The sequence below is a fragment of the Aromatoleum evansii genome, assembly GCF_012910805.1.
GTDB classification, from domain to species: domain Bacteria; phylum Pseudomonadota; class Gammaproteobacteria; order Burkholderiales; family Rhodocyclaceae; genus Aromatoleum; species Aromatoleum evansii.
The window spans coordinates 67,396-82,983 of record NZ_WTVK01000023.1; the positions used below are offsets into that span (position 1 = coordinate 67,396).

Annotated in this window: 18 protein-coding genes; 9 read left to right on the forward strand and 9 right to left on the reverse strand. The window is 67.2% G+C overall.

Annotated features, from left to right (window positions below):
• Nucleotides 1-6 precede the first annotated feature (6 nt).
• The 3 genes from GO615_RS13515 to GO615_RS13525 all read left to right on the forward strand — a co-directional run bounded on the left by GO615_RS13515 (nt 7) and on the right by GO615_RS13525 (nt 2,637).
• Nucleotides 7-396: a YchJ family protein gene (locus GO615_RS13515; RefSeq protein WP_169128868.1), complete on the forward strand. Its 390-nt coding sequence runs from the start codon at nt 7-9 to the stop codon at nt 394-396.
• A gap of 109 nt (nt 397-505) precedes the next feature.
• The gene (locus tag GO615_RS13520) at nt 506-889 is read left to right on the forward strand and encodes a DUF6394 family protein (RefSeq protein WP_169128870.1); all 384 of its coding nucleotides are present in this window, start codon (nt 506-508) and stop codon (nt 887-889) included.
• 14 nt (nt 890-903) lie between these two features.
• Nucleotides 904-2,637, forward strand: a complete 1,734-nt coding sequence (locus GO615_RS13525) for an NAD-binding protein (protein WP_169128872.1) — start codon at nt 904-906, stop codon at nt 2,635-2,637.
• Nucleotides 2,638-2,667: 30 nt separating this feature from the next.
• On the opposite strand, the gene GO615_RS13530 is transcribed toward GO615_RS13525, so the two are convergent.
• Entirely contained in the window at nt 2,668-2,886 is a 219-nt protein-coding gene (locus GO615_RS13530) for an RNA-binding S4 domain-containing protein (RefSeq protein WP_169128874.1), read from the reverse strand.
• Between the two features lie 107 nt (nt 2,887-2,993).
• Between GO615_RS13530 and GO615_RS13535 the strand changes: the two genes are divergently transcribed.
• On the forward strand, nt 2,994-3,857 hold the full coding sequence (locus GO615_RS13535) for an ATP adenylyltransferase family protein (protein WP_169128876.1): 864 nt from the start codon (nt 2,994-2,996) through the stop codon (nt 3,855-3,857).
• On the opposite strand, the gene GO615_RS13540 is transcribed toward GO615_RS13535, so the two are convergent.
• The 5 genes from GO615_RS13540 to GO615_RS13560 form a co-directional block, all read right to left on the reverse strand.
• Nucleotides 3,858-4,217, reverse strand: a complete 360-nt coding sequence (locus GO615_RS13540; RefSeq protein ID WP_169128878.1) for a YkgJ family cysteine cluster protein — start codon at nt 4,215-4,217, stop codon at nt 3,858-3,860. It lies immediately after the preceding gene.
• Nucleotides 4,218-4,286: 69 nt separating this feature from the next.
• Nucleotides 4,287-4,616: a YkgJ family cysteine cluster protein gene (locus GO615_RS13545; RefSeq protein WP_169128879.1), complete on the reverse strand. Its 330-nt coding sequence runs from the start codon at nt 4,614-4,616 to the stop codon at nt 4,287-4,289.
• A 28-nt stretch (nt 4,617-4,644) separates the two neighbouring features.
• Complete coding sequence (locus GO615_RS13550; protein WP_169128880.1) at nt 4,645-5,370, reverse strand: UPF0149 family protein; 726 nt, start codon at nt 5,368-5,370, stop codon at nt 4,645-4,647.
• A gap of 21 nt (nt 5,371-5,391) precedes the next feature.
• On the reverse strand, nt 5,392-6,096 hold the full coding sequence (gene trmB / locus GO615_RS13555) for a tRNA (guanine(46)-N(7))-methyltransferase TrmB (RefSeq protein ID WP_169128881.1): 705 nt from the start codon (nt 6,094-6,096) through the stop codon (nt 5,392-5,394).
• A 14-nt stretch (nt 6,097-6,110) separates the two neighbouring features.
• Nucleotides 6,111-7,097 carry a tRNA dihydrouridine synthase gene (locus tag GO615_RS13560; protein ID WP_339380030.1) on the reverse strand — a complete coding sequence of 329 codons (987 nt, stop codon included), beginning with the start codon at nt 7,095-7,097 and terminating at the stop codon, nt 6,111-6,113.
• Nucleotides 7,098-7,409: 312 nt separating this feature from the next.
• On the opposite strand from GO615_RS13560, the gene rpmE reads away from it, so the two are divergent.
• Both rpmE and GO615_RS13570 read left to right on the forward strand, forming a co-directional pair.
• On the forward strand, nt 7,410-7,628 hold the full coding sequence (rpmE, locus tag GO615_RS13565; RefSeq protein WP_169128882.1) for a 50S ribosomal protein L31: 219 nt from the start codon (nt 7,410-7,412) through the stop codon (nt 7,626-7,628).
• A 143-nt stretch (nt 7,629-7,771) separates the two neighbouring features.
• Entirely contained in the window at nt 7,772-9,409 is a 1,638-nt protein-coding gene (locus GO615_RS13570; RefSeq protein WP_169128883.1) for an ArnT family glycosyltransferase, read from the forward strand.
• Between the two features lie 59 nt (nt 9,410-9,468).
• On the opposite strand, the gene orn is transcribed toward GO615_RS13570, so the two are convergent.
• Complete coding sequence (gene orn / locus GO615_RS13575) at nt 9,469-10,020, reverse strand: oligoribonuclease (protein ID WP_169128884.1); 552 nt, start codon at nt 10,018-10,020, stop codon at nt 9,469-9,471.
• A gap of 83 nt (nt 10,021-10,103) precedes the next feature.
• Here orn and GO615_RS13580 point away from each other — a divergent pair, with 83 nt between their 5' ends.
• Together GO615_RS13580 and rsgA are read left to right on the forward strand one after the other, a co-directional pair.
• Nucleotides 10,104-11,360: a M48 family metallopeptidase gene (locus tag GO615_RS13580; protein ID WP_169128885.1), complete on the forward strand. Its 1,257-nt coding sequence runs from the start codon at nt 10,104-10,106 to the stop codon at nt 11,358-11,360.
• A gap of 13 nt (nt 11,361-11,373) precedes the next feature.
• A complete protein-coding gene (gene rsgA, locus GO615_RS13585; RefSeq protein WP_169128887.1) occupies nt 11,374-12,306 on the forward strand; it encodes a ribosome small subunit-dependent GTPase A in 933 nt (310 codons plus the stop codon).
• Between the two features lie 73 nt (nt 12,307-12,379).
• Here the strand turns inward: rsgA and GO615_RS13590 are convergent, their stop codons facing one another.
• Together GO615_RS13590 and GO615_RS13595 are read right to left on the reverse strand one after the other, a co-directional pair.
• Nucleotides 12,380-13,561, reverse strand: a complete 1,182-nt coding sequence (locus tag GO615_RS13590) for an acetyl-CoA C-acyltransferase family protein (RefSeq protein WP_169128889.1) — start codon at nt 13,559-13,561, stop codon at nt 12,380-12,382.
• 19 nt (nt 13,562-13,580) lie between these two features.
• On the reverse strand, nt 13,581-14,507 hold the full coding sequence (locus tag GO615_RS13595; RefSeq protein ID WP_169128891.1) for a CobD/CbiB family protein: 927 nt from the start codon (nt 14,505-14,507) through the stop codon (nt 13,581-13,583).
• A gap of 256 nt (nt 14,508-14,763) precedes the next feature.
• On the opposite strand from GO615_RS13595, the gene GO615_RS13600 reads away from it, so the two are divergent.
• Nucleotides 14,764-15,549 (forward strand): DODA-type extradiol aromatic ring-opening family dioxygenase, encoded by a 786-nt coding sequence (locus GO615_RS13600; RefSeq protein ID WP_169128893.1) that lies wholly within the window; start codon nt 14,764-14,766, stop codon nt 15,547-15,549.
• The last annotated feature ends 39 nt before the right edge of the window (nt 15,550-15,588 follow it).

Below are 15,588 nucleotides of genomic sequence, written 5' to 3' on the forward strand. Positions count from 1 at the left end.
TTCGCCATGCTCGCCATCCCCTGCCCCTGCCAGTCCGGCAAGACCTTCACCGAGTGCTGCGCGCCGGTGATCGCCGGCGAAGTGCCGGCCGATTCGGCCGAGGCGCTGATGCGCAGCCGCTACACCGCCTTCACGCAGTCCAACGAGGCCTACCTGCTCGAGAGCTGGCATCAGTCGACGCGCCCTGCGACGCTTGACCTCGCCGGAGGGGAACCGGCGCCGAAGTGGATCGGGCTGCAGGTGCGCCAACACCTTCAGACCGGGGAAAACACCGCCATCGTCGAGTTCGTCGCCCGCTATCGGGTGGGCGGGCGCGCGCATCGCCTGCACGAGACCAGCCGTTTCGTGCGGGAGGGGCATCGCTGGTATTACGTGGATGGCGACATCCACGAATGACGGCGCAACCGCTGCCGATCGCCTCCGCATATAATCGGACCGCTATATGCCCCTCACCTGGGCGGGCACCTCTCCAGCGGCGCTTCCGCTGCCTTGTCGCGAGACCGGCATGAACCTCGAAAAAGTCATCTTCGGCTTCTTTATCGTCCTGGCGGCGACGCTCAACTTCGGTTTCTTCGTCGGGGACATCGACAATCCCCAGCACCACGACATTTACGAGCTGTTCTTCGCGATCGTCGTCAGCCTCATCGCCACGGTGCTCAAGCTCGGCGACCGCACGCAGATCGGCGCGGTACACCTGTCAACGAGCCTGGTCGCGGACCTCCAGCTGATCGCGGCGGCGATGGTTTGGGGTTATGCGGCACACATTTCCGCGGACGGCCTCACACCCGAGATGGTGGCTCGCATCGTGTCGCTGTCGGGCGGTGCGCTGTTCGCGAACGTCGTATCGGTAATCATCCTGATCGCCGAAACGATCATGCAGCGCCGCTGACGGAGCCATTCGCGATGATGCCGCTGCTGCGCCATCAGAGCGTCTTCTTCCTGATCATGCGGCGCATGCGCGCGCCGTTGATCCTGCTGATCGCCATCATCGCGATCTCGGTGATGGGACTCACGCTCGCGCCGGGCGTCGACGAAAACGGCAAGACGGTCTACCTCAGCTTCTTCCATGCGCTGTATTTCATCAGCTACACGGCGACGACGATCGGCTTCGGCGAGATTCCCTACGCCTTCTCCGACCAGCAGCGGCTGTGGGTCCTCGCCTGCATCTACCTGTCCGTGATCGGCTGGGCCTACACGGTAGGCACCGTCTTCGCGCTACTCGCCGACCGCAACCTGCAGCAGGCGATCCGCACACAGAGTTTCATGCGCGCGGTGCGCAACCTGCGCGAACCCTTCTACCTCGTGTGCGGATTCGGCGAGACCGGGCGGCTGATCTGCGACGCGCTCGACCGTCTCGGATTCCGCGCCGTGGTCATCGAGCTGGACGATACCAAGGTTGGCGAAATCGAGTTGTACGGCTACCACGCCGACATCCCCGCCCTGTGCGCCGACGCACGCAACCCCGAAAACCTCAAGTTCGCGGGACTCACACACCGCAGTTGCATCGGCGTCATCGCGCTGACCAACGACGACAGCGCCAACCTCGCGATCGCGATCGCCGCGCGCCTCCTCGCCCCGAAAATCCCCGCCCTGTGCCGTGCGGAGTCCGCCGAAACGGCGGCCAACATGGCCTCCTTCGGCACGCGCCACATCATCAACCCGTTCGAGAAATTCTCCGAATACCTCGCGCTCGCACTGCACGCCCCCGCCGCGTGGCACCTGCTCACCTGGCTCACGGGCGTTCCCGGCACGACGATGGAGCGCCAGCGCGATCCCCCGCACGGCGAATGGATCCTGTGCGGACATGGTCGCTTCGGACGAATGCTCGCACACGTCCTCGAGCGCGAGGGCGTCCCCCTCACGATCATCGACCGCAACGCGCCCCCACCGGCACCGTCGGCGCGCTGGGTGCAGGGCGAAGGCACCGGAGCCCCCGCCCTCGAAGCGGCAGGCGTGCGGCGTGCCGCCGGCATCGTCGCCGCGACGGCCAACGACGTGGACAACCTGTCGACAGTCGTCACCGCGCGCGAGCTCAATCCGAAACTGTTCGTGATCCTGCGCCAGAACCACTTTGCCAACAATTCGCTGTTCGAGGCCTTCGACTACGACGTGAATGTGGTACCCAGCCGCATCATTGCGCACGAGTGCCTGGCGATCCTCACGACGCCCTTGCTGGTCCCCTTCCTCGAGGACATGAAACGCCACGACGAGGACTGGTGCGACCGGCTGCTTGGACGCCTGACGGATCGCTTCGGCTGGGAAGTCCCGACAGTATGGAGCGAGCGCATCAACGTCAGCCGAGCCCCCGCGCTGTACCGCAAGCTGATGAAGGGCGTGACGATCGAACTTCGGTCGCTGCTCAAGTCACCGTCGAACCGCGACGACGCCCTCGCGTGCGACATCCTGCTGCTGCGGCGCGAGGATGACGACCATCTGCTGATCCCCGAGGGCGACACGGAACTGCGAGCAGGCGACGAGCTCCTGCTGGTGGGCACCGCGGAAGCCCAGAGGGAATTCGGCCTGCTGATCTCAAACGACCATGCGCTCGTCTATGTCCTCACCGGCACGGACCTGCCTGGCGGCTGGATCTGGGAACGGCTGTCGCGCAATCGGGCGGAGCGGAGCGAGACGGCATAGCGACGCTGGCTCGCCCCGCCAACACCGGAATCACTCCGACGCGACCAGCACCACCGTTTCGCCGCCGAAGCACACCGTTGCGCCCGGCCTCAGTTTCGCGCGCTTGCGCGACTCCACCTTGCCATCGACCATGACCCGCCCCGCTTCGACCGCGGCGTGGGCCTCGCCCCCGGTGCCGGTCATGCCGGTGGCCTTGAGCAGTTGATCGAGCTGGATATATTCGCCGCGCACGGCAAACGAAAGCGTCATGCATTTCTCCCGGGCAGCCCGCAGGCTGCACAATTCAAATTGATCGACCTCGAGCCGTCAGCCTACACTGCCGGCTAAACCTCTGCCGTCCCGTGATCGCCCATACCATGTCCGACGACCTGCTGCAGCGGATCGACCGCACGCTCAGTCGCGCAGCCGACACCGGTGCGCTGCTTCCCATCCGCACCGAACGGACGCCGATCGAGGACGCCGGCATCGGTTTCACGGTGCGCTGGGTGTCCACGCTGGCGCACAAGGACGCCGCGCGGGTCGAGGCCGCGGTGAAGCGCGACCCGGACTTCAACCCCTTTCTCCCGCCCGACCCGGAACTGACCGTCGGCCCCCTCGGGGATCAGCACCTGGGAGTGCTGAACAAGTTTCCCGTCATCGACCGCCACCTGCTGATCGTCACCCGTGCCTTCGAGGCGCAGACGGCGCCGTTGACGCGGACCGATTTCATCGCGCTCGCGACCGTGATGACCTCGCTCGGCGGGCTCGGTTTCTACAACGGAGGCAGCGAGGCGGGTGCCAGCCAGCGCCACAAGCACCTGCAGTGGGTTCCCGACGCCGCGGAGACGGCGCGCCTGGGCCTATTTACCAGCCAGCTCCCCGCGGACCTGCCCCCCTTCGCGCACGCCATCCTCGACACCCTGCCCTGGCGGCACACCTTTGTGCGCCTGCCGCCCTGCGACGACGCCATATCGCTCGGCGAAGCCATGCACCTCGCGTTCCGGAACGGCTGCGAAACGCTCGGCATCGACCCCGCTGCGGATCCCATGCCCCCCTACAATTTCCTCGTGTCGCGCGACTGGATGACCGTGATCCCGCGCGTCCGCGAGCGTCACGAAAACATCTCGGTCAATGCGCTGGGCTTCGCCGGCTCGCTGTTCGTGCGGCGCCCCGAGGAGATCGAGACCGTGCGCGCGATCGGCCCGCTCAGGCTGCTCGCGGCAGTCGCGCGCCCGCGCTGATCAGGCGGCTTGCCCCGCCGCGAGCGGCTGCAAGGGCGGCAAGCCGATCTGCGCGCGCAGCTCGTTGCATTTCCGATTTGGCGAACCGTCCGCCTCGTGCGACGGAAACTCGCGGCATGGTGTCGGACGCCGATCGTAGATCGTGCAGAACACCCGCCCGCCGGGCCGACCTTCCAGCGCCACGCAGCGGCGCGGCTCCGCGTTGGTCCCCTGCATGCAGCGCAGGTGCAGGTTGAGCTTTTCCGTCAGCCCGGCGGGCACGAAACCGCCCGGCGCGTCGTCCGCCTCGCCCCAGTAGAACGAGACGCGGAATTGGACGCAGCACATGCCGCAGTCCAGGCAGGGGTTCGGATCACTCATCGCAAGTCGGTGCCGGTGCAGGTTTCGGCGCGATTCTACCCAAGGTCGCCACGCCCTTGCAGGCTCACCTCACAGCGGAGGCAGTCCGTGGCGCCGCCGCGCGCGGTCGCAGGCATCCTCACCGATGCCGAGCGCCGCGTAGGGCGCGAAGTCGCGACAGGGGGACGGCCGCCCGGCGTAGATCGTGCACCGGACCCCGCAACCGATGTCCCCTGCCAGCGCGACGCAGCGCGGCGGCGCTTCGTCGGTGCCGCGCATGCGCACGAGCTCGCCGGTCACCGCAACCGTCATCGCATCGGGAACGCCTCCTGCGGTCACGCTGGCCAGTTCCGAGCGATGAAAATCGACGCGGAAGGCGGCACAACAGGCGCCGCAGCGGGTGCAGTGGTCGTCGCTCACGCCGCGCCCCGCACCCTGGCGCAAACCCTCACTCGAGCGCTCCGCAGCACTTCTTGTACTTCTTGCCGCTACCGCAAGGGCAGGGATCGTTGCGGCCGACCGCGGCCGGCGTGTGCATGGCGGGCTGCTCCACGGACAGCAGCGCAGGCGCCGCCATTCCGAGCGCACGCCATTGCCCAAGCACAGTCTCGATGCAGTTCACAGCCTGTTCGAGCCACTCCAGCCGGGTTTCCTCGTCCGCCAATTCGGCGTCGTCGGAAGCCCAAGGCGCCATCAGCTTGTCGAGCGCGTCACGCACGGCCTCCGCCGCCTCCGTGGGCAGTCCGGCATCCCAGTCCTCGGGCCACAACTCGAGCCCCTGCGCGAAACCTTCGACCCACTCCTCGCCTATCGCGATGGTGTCGCCCTCGCTCGCCGCGTAGCAGAACGGCTCCCACCCTTCGGGCTCGCCCAAGGTGGTCGCGAGTTCGTTGTAATAGCGCCGCACCAGGCGGATCGCGCGCTGCATCTGGCTGCCCGAACCGAAGGAAATTTCGTCCCCGTGCGCCGACCACACCGGCGGCAGCCACTCCTCAGGGGGAATCGGCACGGGCGAGGCGATGACCGCGGCGAGGTAGCCGTCGAGCATCTCCAGGTCCATGCAATCCTCGGGCACGACATCCGAGGTCAGCAGTTCCTCGAGCGCCTCGAATTCCTCGTCGTCGAGCAGGTGGGGGTTGTCGTTCTCTGCGCTTGCAGCGGTTTCGTTCGTCATCGTCTTTCTCCGGAATGCCTTTCAGCGTGCGCCATCCTCTTGCAGCGCGCAAGCCTGCGCGTCGAGATCGCAGACCAGGCGGAAGAGCGTCTGGCCGGAATCGCGGTACTTGCGCTCGAAGGGCGTCAGCGGAGCGGGAGCCTCGAAGGCTTCCCATGCGATGTCGCGGCCGGTCGCCAGGCCGAGCGCACACGCGAACTCCTCGATGTACACGCGCCAGTTCGTGCGGCACTCGAGCACCCCGCCCAGCCGCGGCACGAACGGGAAGACCGGGTGCGCGTGCCAGCGCCGCGCGAGATGGCCGATCTTGGGCCAGGGGTTCGGGTAGAGGATGTAGTGACGTGCGAGCCGCAGGCCGGCATCGCTCATCAGGCGCCAGTAATCGACGAGATCCGCGCGCACGAAGACCATGTTCTTCGGCAGCAGTGCATCGGGATAAGGCTTGCGGCGCTTGAGCCTGTCCTCGGACTGGTCGACGCCGATCACCCAGTGATCCGGGAAGGCGCGCGCCAGCTGGATCGTGCTGTGACCGACACCGCAACCGGCATCGAGGATCAGCGGCGCACTGCGGTCCCATCCCGCGAGGCTGGCCTCGAAGGCTTCGCGGTTGTAGTCCAGGCAGGGCTTGCGGAAGGGCTCCGCGAGGTGGCGCTGCACGCGTCGCAGCAACTGTTCATGCACGCCCGCCTGGGCGCTCTCGGGGATGCGCGAGTTTGCGTAACTCATCGGATGCTTCCGGTTCAGGCCGCCAGCGGCAGCGCAACGGCGGCGATGCCGTGGCGTGCGAGCGCGGCTTCGATCTCGGGGGGCCTGCGCGCCGCGCGGATTTCGCGGAACAGCTGCTCGGCCTGCGGGTAATTGCGGCGCAGCAGGTTCAGCCACTGCTTGAGGCGGCCCGGCGAATGCTGCGGACGCAACCTGACCTGGACGCGCTTCCAGTAAAGAGCCAGGAGGGGTCGCAATTCAGCCCACTCCGCCTCGCGGTCGATAACGCGACCGGCCTCGCCGCCATGTGCGCGCAGGCGTCGCGCAAGGAAGGGGTCGGCAACCGCGCCGCGCCCCAGCATCACGTCGGCAACCCCGCTCTCCGCACGGCAGCGCCGCCAGTCGGCCTCGGACCACACTTCGCCGTTGGCAGTCACGGAAATGTCCACAGCCTCGGCAATGCGGGCGATCCACGCCCAATGTGCCGGCGGACGGTAACCGTCGAGCTTGGTGCGCGCATGCACGACCAAAGCTTCCACGCCTCCGGCGGCGAGCGCCTGGGCGCATTCCACGGCTCTCGCGGTGTCGGCGACGCCCAACCGCATCTTCGCCGTGAACGGTATCCCGGCCGGCACGGCAGCCCGCACGGCGGCAGCGATGCGATGCAGCAGCTCGGGCTCGTCGAGCAGCACGGCTCCGCCGCGATGACGATTTACCGTCGGAGCGGGACAACCGAAATTGAGGTCCACGCCAGGCGGCGCGAGCTCCACGAGACGCGCGGCGTTATCGGCCAGACAGGCAGGGTCCGAGCCCAGCAGTTGCAGGCGCACCGGCACCGCAGCCGCGGTCCGTCCGCCGGACAGCAACTCGGGGCTGATGCGCCGGTAGAAGCGATGCGGCAGGAGCGTGCCGGACACTCGCGCGAACTCGCTCACGGCCCAGTCATAGGAGCAGGCGCGGGTGAGAACGTCGCGCAAATCGGCGTCGAGCAGACCTTCCATCGGCGCGAGCAGCAGACGCACACCAACTCCCTGAAAAAGGGGCGTATTGTACGGCCAACGGCAGCAGGAGAGCCACCTGCGACCCGGATGTACGCCCCCGGACGCACTTCAGTCCGACCGTGTGAGCGGCTTCAGCCGCGAATCGACGTCCGGCGTTTCCGGACCGCTCGATTCACGACGGAAGGCGCACCCGAAATGCTGCCCGGCCGATCGTGCGTTTGCCCTGCAAAACAGCGGCTTGCTTGCCTTGCGACACCGGATCAGTGATAATCTACGGTTTCCACCTGCTGTCAGGGCGGCCACATTCACCGCCCGCTCGTTCGAGGAATCACCATGAAAGCGGATACCCACCCGAATTACCAAGTCGTCCAGGTCACCTGCTCCTGCGGCAACGCCTTCGAAACCCGCTCGACGCTGGGCAAGCCCGTGCTGCACGTCGAAGTGTGCGCAGCCTGCCACCCGTTCTACACCGGCAAGCAGAAGATCGTCGATACCGCCGGCCGCGTCGAGCGCTTCCGCCAGAAATACGGCAGCGTTCAGCGCCTTGGCTGAACCCCGGTTTCCGGTCGCGACAAAAAGGCAGCTTCGGCTGCCTTTTTTGTTCCTCGAAACACGGCGCAGCCGCGCGCGCCGGCTAAAATTCCGCACCCGACGTTCCGACGCCGTCCGCACCATGACGGATGGCGCACCATGACATGACTGGAGAATCCTTCCGGACCTCGATGATCCGGCGGCATCTGTACGGCGCGACCGGCCTGGCGCTGCTCATCGCCCTGTACCTGCTCACCGGACTGACCGGCCATGACCCTTGGCGCGGCGACGACGCACGCCATTTCGGCCCGATCCTGGAGATGCTGCAGGGAAACCATCTGCTGTTCCCCGCCATCGCCGGCCAGCCCGAAACCGATTTCCCGCCGCTCTACTACTGGGCCGGCGCCGCGTTCGCGCGCCTGCTCGCCCCCTTGCTGCCGCTGCACGACGGCGCCCGGCTGGCGACCACGCTGTTCACGGCCCTGGCGATCTTCTGGATCACGCGCGCGGCAACCCGCCTCTACGGGCGCGAGACACGCACCCCCGCAGCCCTGCTGACCCTCGGCACGCTGGGCCTCGTGCTGCATGCGCATGAAACGCAACCGATGATTGCGCTCATGGCGATGCAGACCCTCACGCTGGCGGGCCTCTCGCACATCCCGACCCGGCCCGTGCTCGGCGGCGTCCAGGCCGGAATGGGCGCGGCGCTCGCCTTCCTCGCCGGCGGCCTGCCCGGTGTCGTGCTTTCGTTGCCACTCTTCGTCGTCGTCATCGCCGCCTGTCCCGAATGCCGCAATCCGCGCGCCAGTAGCGGACTGATCATCGGGCTGAGCATCGCCCTCGGCGCATCGGCGCTGTGGCCGCTGGCGCTGCATTATCAGTCCCCCGAACTGCTCGCGCTGTGGTGGCGCAACGAGTGGCACGACCTGTGGGCCGGAGCGATGAGCGGCAACGAATTCGCGCGCCTGGTCGAACTGCTCGGCTGGTTCGCCTGGCCGCTGTGGCCCATCGCGCTGTGGTCGCTGTGGCGCACGCGCCGCCGCCTGCTGCGCGCGTCCGCGCTGCTGCCGATCACGGCCCTTGTCTTCGCCCTGGCCTGGATCATCCTGAACGGCAGCCTCAGCCCGGCCTCGATGCTGCCGCTCGTGCCGCCGCTCGCGCTGCTTGCGGCATCAGGGGTGCCGACCCTGCGACGCGGCGCCGCGAACGCCTTCGATTGGTTCGGGATCATGACCTTCGGCGTCTTCGCCCTGCTGGTGTGGATCGCATGGAGCGCCCAGGTTTTCCTGTGGCCGCCCGGACTCGCACGCCACCTCGTGCGCGTGGCGCCGGACTTCGCCCTGCGCGCACCCGAGATCTCGGCCATCGCCGGCATCGCCATCATCGCCGCATGGGTACTGCTGGCGTGGCGTTTGCCGCGCTCGCCGAACCGCGCGCCGGCGAACTGGGCGCTCGGGATGACGATGCTGTGGTGCCTCACGATCGCGCTGCTCAAGCCCTGGTTCGACCATGACCGCAGCTATCGTCCGGCCGCAACCTCGCTGAAGATCGCGCTGTCGGGCGAGCGTGAGGGCTGTGTCGCGATGGTGGGCTTGTCAGCCAGCCAGCGCGCCTCCTTCCATTACTTCGCCGGCATCCGGCCGGAGCGGGTCGTCAACAACGAAACCCCGTGCGGCTTCCTGCTGGTTTTCGACGATCGCAGCGAGACGCAAAAACCCGCGCCGGAATGGCAGCAGATCTGGGAATTCCGTCGCGGCGGCGGGAGACAGCAGGAAATCTTCCGCCTGTACCGGCGCGACTGAACCGGGCCGGCACTCGACCCCGGCGCGTGCCCTCAAGGGGCGCCGCCGGGGCTGCCGACTCAGTCCTGTAGGCGCAGGAAGTTGTCGCGATAGTGGCGCAGTTCGCCGATCGACTCGTAGATGTCCGACAGCGCCTCGTGCTTGCCCTTCTTGACGACGCCCTTGTAGATCTCCGGGCGCCACCGGCGCGCGAGCTCCTTCAGCGTCGACACGTCGAGGTTGCGGTAGTGGAACCACGCCTCGAGCTGCGGCATGTAGCGAGCGAGGAAGCGGCGATCCTGGCACACGGAGTTGCCACACATCGGTGAGGTGCGCGCGGGCACGTACTGCTGCAGGAAGGCCAGCATCTGCGCCTCGGCATCCGCCTCACCGGTCGTCGACGTCTTCACGCGGTCGGTCAGGCCCGACTTGCCATGCGTATCGCGGTTCCACTGATCCATGCGGTCGAGCACGCTGTCGGGCTGATGCACCGCTATCACGGGCGCCTCCGCAACGGTGTTGAGCTGCGAATCGGTGATCACGATCGCGATCTCGATGATGCGATCGGTATCCGGCTCGAGCCCTGTCATCTCCATGTCGAGCCAGATGAGGTGATTCTGATCCTGTGCCATAATCGTCCGCCCCGCTTGAGCAAAGGCGCGATTGTGGCATAGATGCCGCGCCGCCCGCCTGTCCGTCTGCCCACACTCGCCGAATGTCCCCGCACGCCTTCTCGTACCTCTTCCTTGCCGCCGCCGCACTCACCCTGTTCGCCAGGCTCGTGCTCATGATGCGCCAGATCCGGCACGTGCGTGCGCACCGGGAATCGGTACCGCCCGCGTTCGCGGAATCGATCAGCCTGGACTCGCATCGCAAGGCGGCGGACTACACCGCCGCACGGATGGGGCTCGGCACCGTCGATGCTGCCATCGGCACGGCCTGGCTGCTCGCCCTCACCCTCGGCGGCGGGCTGCAGGCCATCCACGACCTGCTCGCCGGATTTCTCGAAGCGGGAACGCTTGTGCATGGCGTTGCCCTGCTCGCGACGCTCGGCGTCGCCGGCTGGGCCATCGAGCTGCCGTTCGCGCTCTACCGCACCTTCGGCATCGAGAAGCGCTTCGGCTTCAACCGCATGACGCCCGGCCTCTACCTCGCCGACCTCGCGCGCGAGGCCTTGCTTGCCGCCCTGATCGGGCTACCGGTCCTTGCGGCCGTGCTGTGGCTGATGGGCGCAATGGGCGAACGCTGGTGGCTGTGGGTGTGGCTCTTCTGGCTCGCCTTCAACCTGCTGGCGCTCTTCATCTGGCCGACCTTCATCGCGCCGCTGTTCAACAAGTTCACCCCGCTCTCGGACGAGGCGCTCAAGTCGCGCGTCGAGGCACTGCTGGCACGCTGCGGCTTCCGCTCCCGCGGCCTGTTCGTGATGGACGGCTCGCGCCGCTCGGCACACGGCAACGCCTACTTCACCGGCTTCGGCGCCGCCAAGCGCATTGTCTTCTTCGATACCCTGCTGGAAAAGCTCCGACCCGAGGAAGTCGAGGCCGTGCTCGCTCACGAGCTCGGTCATTTCCACCACCGCCACATCTGGAAACGCCTCGCGGTGATCTCCGCCGCAAGCCTCGGCCTGCTGTGGCTACTGGGCTGGCTTATGGGGCAGCCGTGGTTCTATGCCGGACTGGGCGTTGCCCCTGCCTCGGCCGGCACCGCGGTCGCGCTGGCGCTGTTCGCGTTGGCCCTGCCCTGTTTCACCTTCCCCGCCGCGCCGCTGATGAGCTACTGGTCGCGGGTGCATGAATTCGAGGCCGACGCGTACGCGGTGCGGCAAACCCGCGCCGCCGATCTTGCGCAGGCACTCGTCAAGCTCTACCGCGACAACGCCTCGACACTTACCCCCGACCCGCTGTACTCGAGTTTCTTCGACTCCCACCCGCCGGCGGCATTGCGTGTCGCGCGCCTGCGCTCCTCCAGCTGAGAACCGCCATTTCGTGAGCAAGCCCAGACAGAAGCACGGCACGGCCCTCGAGGGCGTCATCGTCGCCGCGTTCGGCCGCCATTACGAGGTCGTCGTCGCGGGACAGGCCAGGCAGGAAACCAAACCGCTGAAGTGCTACCCGCGCGGCAAGAAGAGCGTCTTCGCGTGCGGCGACGAGGTCGAGATCGAAGCGACCGGCAGCGATCAGGGCGTCATCACTGCGCTCAAGCCGCGGCGCAACCTGCTGTGGCGTTCGGACGCCTTCCGCGAGAAGCTCATCGCGGCAAACCTCAGCCAGGTCGTGCTGGTGACGGCAACCGAGCCGGGGTTCTCGGATCTGCTCATCTCCCGCTGCATCGCCGCGGCCGAAAGCCAGCACCTCAGGACCCTCATCGTCCTGAACAAGGCCGACCTCGCCGATTCCCTGCCTGCCGCGCACCGCATGCTCGCACCCTTCGAGCGGCTCGGCTACGAGGTGATCGAGCTGAGCGCACGCGCCGGCGCCGACGAGCTGCGGCCCTACCTCGCCGGCCAGCGCAGCATCTTCGTCGGGCAGTCGGGCATGGGAAAATCGACCCTCACCAACGCGCTCATCCCGGAAGCCCGTGCCGCGACACGCGAGATTTCCGAAGCACTCAACAGCGGCAAGCACACCACCACCTTTGCCCGCCTGTATCCGCTAGACGGCGGCTGGCTGATCGACAGCCCCGGACTGCAGGCCTTCGGTCTCGCCCACCTCACGCCCGATGAGCTTGCGGCGAGCTTCGTCGAATTCAACGATCACCTCGGCAAATGCCGCTTCCGCGATTGCCGGCACGAGTCCGAGCCGGGCTGTGCCCTGCAGGCTGCGCTCGCGTCCGGCGCGATCGATGCGCGCCGCTTCGAACATTACCGGCTGATCCGCGACGAGATCCGCGAGGCGAAACGCCAGTCACAGGGCTGGTAGCCTTCCGCGGCCCGCCCGACGCCCGAAAAAAAACCCGCCGCAGCGGGTTTTTTGCTTTCCGGGAATGGATCGCTCAGATGCGTTCCCAGATCGTCGTGATGCCCTGACCGCCGCCGATGCACATCGTGGCCATGCCGTAGCGGCCGTTGACGCGGATCAGCTCGTGCAGCAGCTTGGTAATGATGACGCCGCCGGTTGCGCCGACCGGGTGACCCAGCGCGATCGCGCCGCCGTTCGGGTTGGTCTTCTTCGGATCCAGTTCGAGCCCCTTGTTCACCGCGATCGACTGCGCCGCGAAGGCTTCGTTGGATTCGATCACGTCGATCTTGTCCAGCGACAGGCCGGCACGCTGCAGCGCAAGCTTCGACGCCGGGATCGGGCCTTCGCCCATGACGTCGTTGGGCACGCCAGCAATCGCATAGGACACGAGGCGCGCGATCGGCTTGTGGCCGCCGGCCGCAGCCTTGGCCGCGTCGGCCAGCACGAGGAAGGCAGCCGCGTCGTTGATGCCGGACGCGTTACCGGCGGTGACCGAACCATCCTTCTTGAAGGCGGGCTTCATCTTGCCCAGCGCTTCCATGGTGGTCATGCGCGGGTGCTCGTCGGTATCGAACACGACCGGGCCCTTGCGGGTTTCGAAGGTGATCGGGACGATCTGGCTCTTGAAGCGGCCGTCGGCGATCGCAGCAGCGGCACGGTTCTGCGACTCGAGCGCGAAGGCGTCCTGATCCTCGCGGCTGATGCTCCACTTGGCGGTCAGGTTCTCGGCCGTGATGCCCATGTGGCCCACGCCGAACGGGTCGGTCAGCACGGAAACCATCGCGTCGATGGCCTTGGTGTCACCCATGCGTGCGCCGCTGCGCAGCGCGGGCAGCAGGTAGGCGCCGCGCGACATCACTTCGACGCCGCCGCCGATCGCGAAGTCCGCATCACCCAGCATGATCGCCTGGGCGGAGTTGACGATGGCCTGCTGCGCCGAGCCGCACAGACGGTTGACGGCGAAAGCCACCGAATCCATCGACATGCCGCCCTGGATCGTCGCAACGCGCGCGACGTAGGCATAGCGCGATTCCGTCGGGATGCAGTTGCCGACGGTGGCGAAGGTCACCTGCTTCGGATCGACGCCGGCACGGGCGATCGCTTCCTTGACGACCACGCCGCCCAGCTCGGCGGGCTCCATGTCCTTCAGCGAGCCGTTAAAACCGCCAACAGCCGAACGGACTGCGCTCAAAACCACAACTTCACGATTCGCCATCTGTGCTCCCTCCTGGATGTTAGGCACCAACCCAGCCGGCAATCACCAGCAGGGCCAGCATCAGCAAACAGAGCACCAGTGCGCGCCAGATCAGCCCCACTGTGCTCTGCATGTAGTCGGCGTCGGCCTCTTCCCCGACGCCCATTTCCGGTCGTTCGACGATCTCGCCGGATTCATGGACGGGCATGCCCAGGCGCACACCGAGCGCGCCCGCGCCTGCCGCGATGAGTATACCGGACGCCCTGTCGGCCCAGAGCATCGACTGGGTGCGCCAGCAGAACACCGCGTCCTCGAAGTCGCCCACCACCGAGAACGACGCCGCGGTCATGCGCGCGGGCAGCCAGTCGATCACCTCGAAGACCTTGCGGGCGAAGCGCCCGAACTGGCCGAACTCGGCATCCGTGCGCTCCCCCCACTCCTCGCCGAGGAAGCGGGCAAGGCGATACAGCAGCGCGCCGCTCGGCCCGGGCAGGACGATGAACCAGAAGATCACGCCGAACACGTTGCGGTGAGCGGCGACGAGCCCCTCCTCGATCGCGAGCCGCGCGACCTCGCTGGAACTCGCCCCGACGTATTGTCCGCCGCGCCATTCGCCCAGCAGCGACCGCGCGCGGTCGAGTTCGCCCATGCGCAGGGCGAGGTGGATGTCGGTGAAGAAATGGCTTTCCTGCCGGAAGCCCATCGTCAGGTAGAGCACCGCGATGTTGAAGAGCACCGCCAGCAGCGGATGGACAAGCCACAGCAGGAAGAAGACGAGCGCACCGCCCGCGACCACCGAGACGACGACGAGCAGCCAGGCAACGACGCCGTTGCGGGCCTGGCCGTCGTTGAAACGTTCGACCAGGACGCCCGACAGGCGACGGAGCGGATCCAGGACGATGTGCCGCACCGGCAAGGGCCGAACCTGCTCGAGCAGCAGCGCAACGATCAGCGAAAGAAGCGTCATTCGTATTGCGATTGAGAAAGGGCCGGACCCGTGATAGCCACTGACGATACCATAAAAGCACTGCGCGATTGTGCAACGCGGAAAAAGCGCGCACGAAATTGGATTGATGGGTTCGACAACAGCAAACCGGCGATTGTTGCAAATGACTGAACAGTGCGTGCCGCCGCTCCGGGTTTATCGCCGCGCGTGCGCTCCATAGACTGCAGCAAACGGGAGCGGTCAGGAAGGGCCGCACCCGGCATGCACTGGAGCCCAAATGAGTACGATGCCCACCCTCTTCGTTTCCCACGGAGCCCCCACTTTCGCGCTCGAGCCGGGCGAAGCCGGACGCGAACTCGCCGCCCTGGCACGAACGATCCCCACGCCCCGCGCAATCCTGATCGCCTCGCCGCACTGGATGACTCCCGCACTGAAGCTGTCGGCAAGCCGACAGCCGGAAACGATCCACGATTTCGGCGGCTTCCCCGCCCCCCTGTATGACCTGCGCTACCCGGCGCCCGGCGATCCGGACCTTGCCGCCCGCGCGATCGGGCTCCTCGCCGCCACCGGAATCGATGCACAGCCGGACGGGACTCGCGGCCTTGATCACGGCGCGTGGGTGCCCCTGCGGCACATGTACCCGGACGCCGGCGTGCCGGTCGTGCAGATCTCGATGCCCGGGCGCCGCTCGGCGAGCTGGTTCCATGCCCTGGGGCGGGCGCTGTCGCCGCTGCGCGAGGAGGGCGTCCTGATCGTCGGATCCGGAAGCCTCACCCATAACCTTTACGAGTTCACCGGCGCGGCAACGGGAACCGCACCCTACGTCAATGCTTTCGCCGAGTGGGTCGCCGACACGCTGGCCGTGGGCGACGTCGATGCCTTGCTGGACTATCGGCGGCGCGCGCCGCATGCCGAGCGCGCCCATCCGACCGACGAGCACCTCATGCCGCTCATGTTCGCCCACGGCGCGGCCGGAATGCCGGCGGGCGCACGCCGCCTGGCCGCCGCCGACGTGCGCTACGGCATGCTCGCGATGGACGCCTACGTCTTCGGCGCGAGCTGATCGGACGGCCGCCCCGACCTGTCTCTTATACACCTCTCC

What these genes read in the sequence shown, in the direction of transcription:
- GO615_RS13515 (WP_169128868.1), top strand. Translation starts at nt 7, where the DNA reads ATGCTCGCCATCCCCTGCCCCTGCCAGTCCGGCAAGACCTTCACCGAG.
- GO615_RS13520 (WP_169128870.1), top strand. Translation starts at nt 506, where the DNA reads ATGAACCTCGAAAAAGTCATCTTCGGCTTCTTTATCGTCCTGGCGGCG.
- GO615_RS13525 (WP_169128872.1), top strand. Translation starts at nt 904, where the DNA reads ATGATGCCGCTGCTGCGCCATCAGAGCGTCTTCTTCCTGATCATGCGG.
- GO615_RS13530 (WP_169128874.1), bottom strand. Translation starts at nt 2,886, where the DNA reads ATGACGCTTTCGTTTGCCGTGCGCGGCGAATATATCCAGCTCGATCAA.
- GO615_RS13535 (WP_169128876.1), top strand. Translation starts at nt 2,994, where the DNA reads ATGTCCGACGACCTGCTGCAGCGGATCGACCGCACGCTCAGTCGCGCA.
- GO615_RS13540 (WP_169128878.1), bottom strand. Translation starts at nt 4,217, where the DNA reads ATGAGTGATCCGAACCCCTGCCTGGACTGCGGCATGTGCTGCGTCCAA.
- GO615_RS13550 (WP_169128880.1), bottom strand. Translation starts at nt 5,370, where the DNA reads ATGACGAACGAAACCGCTGCAAGCGCAGAGAACGACAACCCCCACCTG.
- trmB (WP_169128881.1), bottom strand. Translation starts at nt 6,096, where the DNA reads ATGAGTTACGCAAACTCGCGCATCCCCGAGAGCGCCCAGGCGGGCGTG.
- rpmE (WP_169128882.1), top strand. Translation starts at nt 7,410, where the DNA reads ATGAAAGCGGATACCCACCCGAATTACCAAGTCGTCCAGGTCACCTGC.
- GO615_RS13570 (WP_169128883.1), top strand. Translation starts at nt 7,772, where the DNA reads ATGACTGGAGAATCCTTCCGGACCTCGATGATCCGGCGGCATCTGTAC.
- orn (WP_169128884.1), bottom strand. Translation starts at nt 10,020, where the DNA reads ATGGCACAGGATCAGAATCACCTCATCTGGCTCGACATGGAGATGACA.
- GO615_RS13580 (WP_169128885.1), top strand. Translation starts at nt 10,104, where the DNA reads ATGTCCCCGCACGCCTTCTCGTACCTCTTCCTTGCCGCCGCCGCACTC.
- GO615_RS13590 (WP_169128889.1), bottom strand. Translation starts at nt 13,561, where the DNA reads ATGGCGAATCGTGAAGTTGTGGTTTTGAGCGCAGTCCGTTCGGCTGTT.
- GO615_RS13595 (WP_169128891.1), bottom strand. Translation starts at nt 14,507, where the DNA reads ATGACGCTTCTTTCGCTGATCGTTGCGCTGCTGCTCGAGCAGGTTCGG.
- GO615_RS13600 (WP_169128893.1), top strand. Translation starts at nt 14,764, where the DNA reads ATGAGTACGATGCCCACCCTCTTCGTTTCCCACGGAGCCCCCACTTTC.